The organism is Sulfuricurvum sp., from assembly GCF_049305995.1.
In the GTDB taxonomy this organism is placed as follows: Bacteria; Campylobacterota; Campylobacteria; order Campylobacterales; family Sulfurimonadaceae; genus Sulfuricurvum.
In genome coordinates, this window is sequence record NZ_JBAQPS010000390.1 from 1 (window position 1) to 11,269 (window position 11,269).

The 11,269-nt window shown below is 39.9% G+C and carries 12 protein-coding genes and 1 pseudogene; 5 read left to right on the plus strand and 8 right to left on the minus strand.

The features are described from left to right. Window positions 1-224: pseudogene (locus tag WA010_RS13010) on the plus strand (hypothetical protein); the annotation flags it as partial. Window positions 225-244: 20 nt separating this feature from the next. Next, window positions 245-1,003, plus strand: a complete 759-nt coding sequence (locus tag WA010_RS13015) for a TerB family tellurite resistance protein (RefSeq protein WP_422557544.1) — start codon at window positions 245-247, stop codon at window positions 1,001-1,003. Between the two features lie 33 nt (window positions 1,004-1,036). On the opposite strand, the gene rpoN is transcribed toward WA010_RS13015, so the two are convergent. The 8 genes from rpoN to nifN all read right to left on the minus strand — a co-directional run bounded on the left by rpoN (window position 1,037) and on the right by nifN (window position 6,545). Beyond that, window positions 1,037-2,302: an RNA polymerase factor sigma-54 gene (gene rpoN, locus WA010_RS13020; RefSeq protein WP_422557545.1), complete on the minus strand. Its 1,266-nt coding sequence runs from the start codon at window positions 2,300-2,302 to the stop codon at window positions 1,037-1,039. A 189-nt stretch (window positions 2,303-2,491) separates the two neighbouring features. Beyond that, a complete protein-coding gene (locus tag WA010_RS13025; RefSeq protein WP_422557546.1) occupies window positions 2,492-2,782 on the minus strand; it encodes a 2Fe-2S iron-sulfur cluster binding domain-containing protein in 291 nt (96 codons plus the stop codon). An 83-nt stretch (window positions 2,783-2,865) separates the two neighbouring features. Next, window positions 2,866-3,411: a nitrogen fixation protein NifZ gene (locus tag WA010_RS13030; RefSeq protein ID WP_422557547.1), complete on the minus strand. Its 546-nt coding sequence runs from the start codon at window positions 3,409-3,411 to the stop codon at window positions 2,866-2,868. Beyond that, complete coding sequence (locus WA010_RS13035) at window positions 3,368-3,742, minus strand: nitrogenase-stabilizing/protective protein NifW (RefSeq protein WP_422557548.1); 375 nt, start codon at window positions 3,740-3,742, stop codon at window positions 3,368-3,370. Before WA010_RS13035 ends, WA010_RS13030 begins: the two co-directional genes overlap by 44 nt. A gap of 38 nt (window positions 3,743-3,780) precedes the next feature. Then, window positions 3,781-4,296, minus strand: coding sequence for a flavodoxin (locus tag WA010_RS13040; RefSeq protein WP_422557549.1), 516 nt, complete (start codon window positions 4,294-4,296; stop codon window positions 3,781-3,783). Continuing rightward, a complete protein-coding gene (locus WA010_RS13045; RefSeq protein WP_422557550.1) occupies window positions 4,297-4,749 on the minus strand; it encodes a NifX-associated nitrogen fixation protein in 453 nt (150 codons plus the stop codon). A 55-nt stretch (window positions 4,750-4,804) separates the two neighbouring features. After that, window positions 4,805-5,257 carry a nitrogen fixation protein NifX gene (gene nifX, locus WA010_RS13050; protein ID WP_422557551.1) on the minus strand — a complete coding sequence of 151 codons (453 nt, stop codon included), beginning with the start codon at window positions 5,255-5,257 and terminating at the stop codon, window positions 4,805-4,807. Further along, on the minus strand, window positions 5,247-6,545 hold the full coding sequence (gene nifN / locus WA010_RS13055; protein WP_422557552.1) for a nitrogenase iron-molybdenum cofactor biosynthesis protein NifN: 1,299 nt from the start codon (window positions 6,543-6,545) through the stop codon (window positions 5,247-5,249). The genes nifX and nifN overlap by 11 nt, the downstream gene beginning before the upstream one ends. A gap of 129 nt (window positions 6,546-6,674) precedes the next feature. On the opposite strand from nifN, the gene WA010_RS13060 reads away from it, so the two are divergent. The 3 genes from WA010_RS13060 to WA010_RS13070 all read left to right on the plus strand — a co-directional run. After that, a complete protein-coding gene (locus WA010_RS13060) occupies window positions 6,675-7,928 on the plus strand; it encodes a maltoporin (protein WP_422557553.1) in 1,254 nt (417 codons plus the stop codon). Between the two features lie 42 nt (window positions 7,929-7,970). Further along, window positions 7,971-8,891: a substrate-binding domain-containing protein gene (locus WA010_RS13065; RefSeq protein ID WP_422557554.1), complete on the plus strand. Its 921-nt coding sequence runs from the start codon at window positions 7,971-7,973 to the stop codon at window positions 8,889-8,891. Between the two features lie 53 nt (window positions 8,892-8,944). After that, the coding region (locus WA010_RS13070) for a putative bifunctional diguanylate cyclase/phosphodiesterase (protein WP_422557555.1) at window positions 8,945-11,269 on the plus strand (2,325 nt) is incomplete at its 3' end.

Sequence of the window (11,269 nt, forward strand, 5' to 3'; positions counted from 1 at the left end):
CAGTTGCTATGCTTGATTATGGAACAATGAGTTATTTGGTTGTGCTAGGAAATAATACGCTATTATTAGATAAATTTCAGGATAATATTCCTATTACCCAAAATGAATTTGAGAGTCTTTTGCAATCAAAACATCGTGAACTCGATAGCTTTTTTCAAATTGCACCTGCAGCACAAGATGAAATGTTTAACTCTTACAAAGAGAAAGCATCAGGAACTTATTAAAATAATTTTCAGGATTTTTTATGACTCAACTCATTATTTTTGTAATCGTTATTGCCCTTTTTTACTGGCTTTCACGTAGCTTTTCCCAAAACCAACACACCTACACTCGTAACCAGTTTTCGGGATTTAAACTCAATAAAGATACTCTTGCACACAGTGAACTAGGATTATTTGTTGCGCTCGCTGCCAAAGTAGCCAAAGCCGATGGTCGTGTGGATGAACTCGAAGCGGAGCTCGTGAGCAATATGTTCACCGATATCAGTGCCCTCTTTCCCGATCCTGAAGCAACCAAAAAACTCCTCAAAGAGATTTTTGATGAAGAGAAAAACGCACCCCATAATCTCGATCTCGTAGCTCAGGCTCTCTACAAAGCTCTCGACAAAGATACTCATAAACGTCAAAAGATGGTAGAGTTTCTCGTCAACCTCACCTACATCGATGGAACCCTCTCCAAAAGTGAAGAGGATATACTTCACCGTATTGCCTATCATCTAGGATTTAGTGAACAAGATTTAAAATCAATGATGGAACATTTCGGTTCCTATCACCGTCACAGTCTCAAAGAGAGTTCAATCGACCAAGCCTATACCCTACTAGGGCTCAGTTCAGACTCAACTAATAATGAAGTCAAAAAAGCATACCGTGCTCTGGTGCGCGAATATCATCCTGATATTATCAAATCGCAGGGAGCTTCGGATGAATACCTAAAAGAGGCTACAGAGAAAGTACAAGAGATCAATGCTGCCTATGAGATAATTAAAAAATCGAGAGAGCTTTAATCTTTCGAATATCAAAATCCAAGATAATATCTATTAAAGTAATTCAAGCTTGTACAAAAACAACCGTTCTTTATAAGAGGGGATGTCGAGTTCCTGACGATATTTGGCGATAACACGGCGAACCATTTTCACCCCGAAACGCTCTTCGATCATCTCATGCAACGTTTTATCGCTAAACGGATCATCTTTATTTTCACTTCCCACTAGCCGTTTAAGAAAATGTTTGATCTCGGAGGTCGATACTTCCCCGATCGAATTGGAGAAAAAATCTTTAAACGCATACAATCCCCGCTCGGTTTGAATGTATTTGTCGGCAATCGCACGAGAAATCGTCGATTCGTTAAATCCAAGCTCATCGGCAACGTCTTGGAGACGAAGTGGTTTGAGTTCGCCCCCCATGAAAAAGGTATATTGTTTTTCGAGCAATACTAACGCAACGTTATAAAGTGTCGCTTTGCGCAAATCAAGAAGCTTGACGAGTTCACGTGCTTCTTTGAACTTTTGCTTTGCAAAATTATCGTATTTATCGATCAAATTGACCTGTAAATCGGGATAAAATGCATGGTTGATTCGGATATTGAGTTCTGAACCTGAAAATTCGACAAATAAATCAGGGGTAATCTGCGACTCTGGTTCCATGTATTCTAATGCCGGAGGATTTTTAAGTTGCTGCAATACGTGTTTAGCATCATGCAATCTTGGATGCTTAATAAATTTTTCCATTTTATCAAACTGCAAGATCATCGCACCAAGTAAAATAGAAAGTTCATCATCCAAATCATAATCGCTCAGCTGAAACAAAAAAGACTCTTTGTAGTCACTTGCACCAACACCAGATGGTTCCAAATGGGCGAAGCGCTGTCGCACACGCTCAACGGTATGGGAATCAGTATCACACTGCTGTGCCACCTCTTCAACCGATCCTTCAAAATATCCTTCATCATTGATATAATAAATAATCTGACGAGCAATTTTTTGGGATATCGGTGTCGGAAACAACGGTGCCACAATCTGCTCATCGAGTTTTTCATACAGCGATGTCGAAGAGATACTAAGCCATTCAATTTGGTCACTGGAAGCGTTGGAAACATAGTTTTGAAATGCTCCATACGCTGTATTTCCACCTGCCCCAGAGTTAGACTCTTCAAAGCCAGATTTCACTTCCAAACAAGGGTTTTCATTGGTAATAACCTGTAAATGCTTTTCAAGATCATTCAGTGAACATTGCAAGAGCGGTAACCATGTCTGCATCGATAATCTTGGAAGTTGTTTTTGTTTATAAGAGAGTGATGTTTGCATAATAAGCCACCTAAAAAAATACACATTTACGTAATAAAATGCATATATTGTTCTTATAAAAATTATAGGCTTATTTTAGGCAAAATAGTGATTAAAAAAAAGGCAAGACGTTGTCATCCCCGACTAGATCGGGGATCCATAGTTAGAAATATCTGGATTTCCAATCAAGTTGGAAATGACGAAGAGGATTTAGTATTTAATACGTACCAATCCATTTGGTGCAACAATTTTCATTTGACAAGCAAGACGAGCCTTAGGGTTACTCTCATTAAGCGTTTTAAGTACCGCTTTTTCTTTTTCATTGATTTCGCTCATATACTCCATGCCTGATTCAATCATTACGACACAGGTACCGCATTCACCGTCACGGCATCCGAATGGAAGTGCACTACCAGAAGCTTCAACGATATCTTGAATCGTTTTGCCCGGTATGACGTTGATCGCCAAAAAGTCATTCATAATTTCTACACGTGTTGTCATCCCAACTCCTTTGTTGATTACGATATTTAGCCACAAGGGCACTAATTTGATACGGTATGCAAAAATCTCAGAAGAGTTGTGGTTTATGCCCCCTCTTCTTGAGATTGCGCCGCTTTTTCAGCTGCTCGCTGGGCACGATGTTCTTTGAGCCATTTCAGCTCTTCAGCAACTTCATCGTATCCATCTTCTTCGAGGGCATTTTCTAATTCCGCTTCACGACAGCCAAATGTCAGCCCCTCTTCAATAAAGGTCACTTCATAAACTCGGATAGTTTGGAGAAAATCGCCGATTTTACGGACATACCCTTCTGCACCAGCTTCTACAAGTACATCACCGACTCGCGCATGAGGATAGGTTCCATCATTACGAATCGATTTTACGAGTCGAACTCTCTGTCCGACTCTAAAAACAGAGAGAATCTCATCTTTGGTCGACATCTTATAAAGATTGGTTTTACGTGCCTCATTGTTGATCGGCATATTTTCTTGATGATCTAATTTAATATCTGCCTCGTCAGAGGCAAGCTTTAGTGCCTCGTGCTCTAGCGTAGTATCGAGAGCTTTGCTCTCGATACGTTCTAAATCATTAGAAAGAGATTGTGGCTGTGCTGGTACAGGCGTGGTTTCCATTGCTCACCTCCTCTATATCACTGCAGCTACCTGATGTTGAACATGTTCCACAACCACTCGGATTATCGAACATTGCCCACACATCGGCTGCTGATGGGCTATATCCATTTTCAAAATTTTTGTAAACAGTCAATAGGGCAAAACGGTAATATTCGAGAAGCTTTGTTTCGCTCCCCATATCATGACCCGTAGCTTTTTCGACGAGTTCACCAAATTTTTTCATGATATGAAACCGTTTCGAATTCACTAAACGCTCATCGTATTGCAAATCAAAAAAATCAAAAAAATCTTCGGTATCGGTTATGGTTTTAAATTCAGCTAATGTTCCCATCGTATTTCCTTAATATCTGTTAATATGCAATTTTGACTCTACAGTCCCATTTCACTTTTGAGTTGAGATGCCCATTCTTTCACACGATCTTCGGTCAAATCTTCTTGATTGACATCATCGATCCCAAGACCGCAGAATTTCCCATCACGTTCCGCAAGAGAAAACTCATACTCATATCCCGCTGTTGAGGTAAATCCGTATGCACTCGCACCCAATGAGATAAAGAGATCATGCATTTTTCCCAAAGCACTCAAAAAATGCTCTCCATGCGTTTTTTGATCACCTGCACCGAAAAAGGCTACTTTTTTCCCATCCATATCGGGACGGTCATTACTCAAATCGTATAATGGATCAACCCAGTCACGTTGAGGATCACCTTGTCCCCATGTAGATGATCCGAGGATCAACACATCGAAATCTTCGAACTGTTCAATCCCATCAAAATCTTCTTCCATATCGATAAGTTCCGCACCTTTGATCTCATCGGCTAAAATTTCTGCCGCACCTCGTGTAACTCCGCTGCTGCTACCGAAAAAAATTCCTACTTTTGCCATTTATTCTCCCTTGATACATGGTTTATATTGTGTGTAAATCTCGATAGCACTTGCTAGAGATTTATCACCGTCTTCGAACAATGCTTCCAATGTACGAAAGCTAAAACGATGCGCGTCTTTGAAATATTTGTTTACGATACAGATACGATCGGCGATAACCGCACAACGACCGAATCCCTCGTGGCTCATCTCCATGATAACGTTACAAACAACACCCGTTTTACGTTCAAACGAAAGGGCAATAGCTTTGTAAATCATTTTAATGTCATTAATCATCATCTCATCGATATCTGCGATCAATGGAACCAATTTGAGTTCTTCTTTGGTTTTCACGTATTTTTTGATGAGGAGTTCTTCATCACCGATACGAGCCCAGTTTCCGAACTGATCGAGCGCACGAATCTGACGTACAATCTCCATCCCAAAATCACTTAATTTTTTTTCTGCTTCCATAATAGTTATCCTTTTTACTGTTTTTAAACGCTAATGGAGCAAAGCCCCTCTTATCTTACTCGCCCTCAGCCCAACGATCTTGTCTAACGTCGTGCTCTGTTTTCATTTGAATGATGTTTTTAACCCATGGTGGAGGATTACCGTTGATCATAGAAACCAAACTTTTGAGAAGATCTTCGATCATCGTACCCTCATTGGCTTTCATAGGATGGATACCTGCACGGATCACTTTCGCCGCTGCCGTTCCACCGATACTCTCACAGTACATGATATTGACACCTTTGAGTGCACGAACACGGAAATCGGTTTTATCGTCATCTTCGAGTTCAGACGTATCGGTTTTAATCACTTCGGAGACTTCATAACCATCTTGTGAGACGTTGTAGACCACAAACTCTTTAGCTCCGCCGAAGTGGGCATTCACCTCTTCCATATCTTTGGTTGCAAATGCAACTCGTAATGCGCTATTCATTGTCCCATTCCCCTCTACTGTGATTTTAGTGTTCATGTTTAACCTTTCTCAACGAATTTGCAATCTCAAATAAAAAATAAGTGCTTCCCTCATACAACTGATCGTTTTTGAGCTGGTTCCCTAACTCTTCATAATTAGGAAAACCTCGGATCACGAGTGCCGTATGTGCATATGTGTGCAAGATTCGTTCTGCATGAAAATTGCTGATAACCATATCTGCACCTTCGAAAAACTGCCGTGCATCTTCTAAATCTCCTACAAATACTTTTTCCGCTTCGATCAGATGGAGAGAGTCACTAAACGTCGTAGAGACCGCCGCATCAATGGTTCCGCCGACACTGCGCAGCATCGCACAGATGCCGACCAGCATATCAGGCTCACCCGTAACAACGAAATGAGAGCTCCCGATCAGGAAATGAGAATCGAGCATCGCATCTTGCAAACGGGATCGCCATCGCTTCATCAGAGGTTTAGGATCGGTGTGTCGTATTTTCATGAGTGCACTTACAAAATTGTCACATCCGTCCAATCCCATCAAATGATCAAAATGGAGATGCTCGATAAGAGGGTTCTTTTTCTGGAGGGCAAGAGCCGATTTTTTCATCGAAGCTCCGATACTTACCACGATGCTAGAGGTAGCTAAATCACGAATCTGATCTACCGTTATCCCGCCATTAGCGAGTTTCCCCTGCCCCGCTTCCCAATATCCATCCAATGAGGTTGATAGATCAGGGAGAGCATAGGTCTCAAATCCGAAATCCTCACATAAACATTTGATTTTCTCCACCTCGATCGGCTGCATACTCAAATGAGGTAAAAAGACGAGTTTATTGGTTTTCACCTCGGTAGCGGCCTCAGTGAGCTGTTCGATCATCGCCGTGACCGTGAGTGACCATCCGCTCTCCATCCCCCCCTCATAATCGGGAGTGTTGACAAACACATAAGGGATCTCGATATGCATCCCCACGCCGCGAACATCATCCCCTTTGGTCTCTGTCAAACCCGTCGTATGAAGACCTATCATACTGGGTTTGAGGTTTTTCTCTTTGTTTTGGATGTTCTCAATCGCCATGAGTATCGAGTAATCTCCGCCATCGAGCACGGCGGTGATGTCGCTCACGGAGGTGTTGTTGATCGCGATAGGCTCGTTGAAATGACGGGTAAAAAAGACTTTGGTATACGAAGCGCACCCCTGAGCGGAGTGCATGAGTGGCATACAATCTTTTACCCCCAGATAGGCGAGAGTCGCACCCATCGGCTGAGAGTGTTTGATCGGGTTGACTTGAAGTGGTTTGTGTTCTTTATGAGTGAGGGAAAATTCCATGACAACTCCTTAGTTGCCATAGATTATGCAAGAAGTGTGCGAGGAGAGACATAATTACTTTAAGTTATATTTATTTTAGTACACTCTATAATGTTTTGAATTATCCCTATAAAAGATCGGTGCTTTACCATGAGATCGATTACAATCGTTTTAATTTTTTTAACATCTTTCACTGCTTTAGCTGTCGAAAATAGTGTTGGAACGACAGGGTATATGCGGCTTCAAACGTCACTGCAAGATAAAAAAGCCAATGTCTGTTTCAAAGCGCCCGGTGCGGGAAGTAAATACCGTCTGGGGAATGAGTGTGAAACATGGATCGAACTGGGGCTATACGACACGATCCACTTTGATAACGGTGTCATACTCCACAATCAGATCCGCCCTGTTTTTTATGGAGTCAATAATCACAATATTGAGTATCTACGGCTCGATGAACTCTACAGCGAAATCAGCGGTATTTTTGATAACACTCTATCTATTTGGGTGGGACGCCGTTTTTATGATCGTTACGACAGCCATATATATGACTATTTTTACCTCAATATGAGCGGAGATGGAGCAGGATTTCGTAATCTTGATCTCAATGGATATAAACTTTCATACAGCTACATTTTTGATCGACTTGATCCCTCTTCTATAGCGGGAGATGAACAAGTTCTTTTTGATAGCCACGATCTTCGCCTGAATAAACCGACCGAACGTGGAGAATTGACACTTTTTGCTAATCGTATGCAAATCCATTCCAAAACATTTAATACTGCACAGCATATCAATGTATCACCTGCTTATGCAGTGGGATTGCTCTACAAAGATACCAAACTTACCAAAGAACTTTTTAGTATGGAAGGAGAAAACATCAGTGCTCTATTTTACGCTGAAGGTGTTGCCAAAGGTGCCGGAAGTACATCTCCTTATCGACAAGAAGCGTTCATAGATACTGTTTTGGGAACTTCTAAAGCAATCGAGATGGCTGAAACATGGCGGTTTATCAATTATAATGCGTTTGAAAATGACCAATGGGGATTGATGAGCAACCTCGTTTATGAAAAACGCAAAGAAATCGCATTCTCAGGAACCGATCAAATCTGGATTTCAGCAGGAATCCGTCCCTACTGGTTTTTTCACAAAAATGGCAGGTTTGTATTAGAAACAGGTCTTGATCGAGTCAAAGACGATGCATCCTCTAAAATATACACTCTTACCAAAACAACTGCTGCACTCGAAGCCGCACTCGATAAAGGGATATGGAAACGCCCTGTAATTCGTCTTTTTTATACTTATTCCGACTGGTCAGACAACACTTTGGGACAAATAGGAAGCAGTTACTATTTAACTCAAACACATGGTGATAATTTTGGAATACAATTTGAATATTGGTGGTAAAACAATTTTCGTTATAATATCAGTAAAGAAGAGGAAATATCCATGTTCATATTTAAGAAAAGTTTTATATTACTTGTTTTAACCATTGCATTAATGGCTATTTCCTTAGAAGCTGATATCAAAACCATTGCATTTGCCCAAGATACCCTCAGCAACGATTTTCGCAAAGCACAAGTATATGAAGTACGAGATGCAGTAGCAAAACACCCAAATATGAAATTTATCTATTCCGATGCAAAAGGACAAACATCACTGTTAATCCGCCAAATCAAAGGTTTTATGGAATCAAAAGCCGATCTTATCGTCGTTGGAACCAATGATGAAAAAGCAGTTGTTCCCATCATATCCCAAGCTCATAAAAGTGGAATTCCTATCGTTATACTCGATCGTGGAATTCAAGGAAATGACTATACAACCTTTATTAATTCCGATAATATCAAAATCGGTACACTCGGAGCTGAATACATTGCAAAACGTCTGAACGGAAAAGGCAAAGTATTGCTCTTTGAAGGAATACAAACAGCAGATGTCACACAACTGCGCACCAAAGGTTTCCTCAATGAAATCGGAAAATACCAAAATATCAAAGTTATCAAGCGAACCGGAAACTATCTACGTAAAGATGCCATTGTCGAAATGGAAAAATTGATTGCATCAGGAGAAAAAGTCGATGCTATTTTTGCTGAAAGTGATAGTATGATTAGCGGTGCCCGTTCTGCAATGGAACGACACAAAATAGATCCATCCAAAATTATTACCGTGGGATGTGATTATACTTCAGAAGCGCGTGAAGCGATCCGAAAAGGGACTCAAAGCGGTTCCGTTCTCTTTCCTCTTGGAGGCAAAAAAAGTATTGAAGTAGCAACTAAAATATTTAACGGGGAAAGCGTTCCAAAACACATTGTCATTCCAGTCAAATTGATTACAAAAAACAATGTTGAACAAGAGGCACCGATTTTCTGATGATAAGTGCTCTTTATCGTTCCCTAAAATTAAGAGGAAAGCTATTATTTATATTGATAGCGGCAATAACGGTTTTATCACTTATTACAGGGCTTTATTTTGACTATTTTCTCCGAGAGAGTTTTGCCAAAACAACCCAAGAGCGAATAGATTATGCTTTTCATCGTTTTAATCTCCATCTTCACGAGACTGAAAAAGAACTAAAAGAAGGGATAGCATTTATCAATGACGATGAGTCACTCCTAGCTTCCATTGAGTTAATCGATGCTTATCAAGACAAAAATGTTTATAATACTATTTTACTCGATGAAGAGAAAAAGCATATTGTTGAAGCACTATTAGACCGTGTTAAACTCTCTCTCAATAACGATATTGCCTTGTATGACACCCATGAAGAACTGCTTGCTTTTGTTACAAAAACTTCCAAAGGCTATTATCTTACCTATGTTTCATTTGAAAAAGGAAAACCAATCTTTTATGGTCGTTATGAGAAAGAACTTGAATATACTCGCCATCCACTCAAACATGATAGCCTTCTCCCCTATAATCACAAATCATACTATGCCAATAAAATGCTTTTACAAAATGACGGTGCGATTACCTATCACCGCGCTAAAAATAATCTGGTTATCAAATCGCATCAAAACCTTTTTAATGGAAAAACTAAAAGGGTTATCGCCCATATCGAAATGTCTCATTATATCTCCAAACCCTATTTTTCCTCCCTATCAAATGACCTAGGAATTAATGTTTCATCACAAGCAATCATTCCAAATGCTCTTTCTAGTTCTTCAACAGAAAACAAAATAGTCACTCTTGAAAAAATGGATAATTTTATAGGAACTTACTCTATCAAAACACAAAACGGTACAATTCATATCGTTGCCTCACTTGATAAATCATATTTACAGGCAATGCTTACCAAAAACCGAATTATTTTCATACTCTTAATCCTTCTTATTACTTTTTTAACTTTATGGATTTTACGAATTCTCTTCAACCGCAGTATTGCTCAACCTCTTTTCTCACTAATGAAGCAAATCGATAAAATTGAACATCAAGACTATTCCAATACCAAAATTCTCCGTACAGGAGATGAACTCGAAGCCATATCTCGTAACGTTCAGAGACTTGCATCAGCAGTATATGAACGTGAAACAGCTCTGCTTTCTTCCCAAAAACAGCTCCAATATCTCTCTGATACTGATCCCCTAACCGATTTACCAAACCGTAGACTTTTTTATATGCTCCTCAAAAGCGGAATCGAAAGAGCAAAAGAAAACAATACTATTTTGACAATTATATTTCTTGATTTGGATCAATTTAAACAAATAAACGATACGTTGGGCCATGAAATTGGCGATATACTCTTACAAGAAGTCGCGCAAAGACTCAAAGCAAATCTTCGTAATTCTGATTTTCTCGCACGAATTGGCGGAGATGAGTTTATTATTTTGATCGAAGATTTTAATGACATTGAAGGGATTAAGCCGACGGTAAAAGCACTTTTAGAAAGCTTTGATTCACCCTTTATATGCCAAGATCATGAGATACGAACCACGGCAAGCATTGGGGTATCTCTCTATCCAAAAGATGGTCAAAATATACAAGCACTCATAAAAAATGCGGATATGGCAATGTACCTATCAAAAGACAATGGGCGAAATCGTTATAGTTTTTTCACCCAAGACTTAGCACATGCGATCGAAGAAAAAAGTATAATAATACATGCCCTAAAAACAGCAGTAGCTAAAAATGAAGAATTTTTTCTCGTCTATCAGCCAAAAATTTCAACTATCACCGGAAAAATTACTGCGATTGAAGCATTACTTCGATGGAATAGCAACGAACTCGGTCGAATTAGCCCTGATAAATTTATCCCTATTGCTGAAGAAACTGGGCTTATTTTAGCGTTGGGTGCATGGGTTCTAGAGCAAGCGTGCAGCGATTTTATGCTTCTTCGTAGCGAAGGATACCATCTCGAACATCTAGCAGTGAATGTTTCTTCGCTCCAACTGCAACATGAACATTTCTTTCAAACTCTCGATGATATCGTCAAACAAACCCATATAGATCCAAAATGGCTTGAAATTGAACTGACAGAGAGTTATATTGCCACCGATGCCGATCATGCACTTTCTATGTTGAGAACTCTTCGTGGTATGGATATTAATATCGCCATCGATGATTTTGGTACCGGATATTCCTCTATGGCATATCTGCAAAAACTCTCTATCACTCGACTCAAAATCGATAAATCATTTATCGACGATCTTCCCACTTCACCTGAAAGTGTCGCTATAACCCGTGCAATTATCGCATTAGCCAATACTTTTGGACTCTCAATAACGGCTGAGGGTGTTGAGACGAAAGAGCAA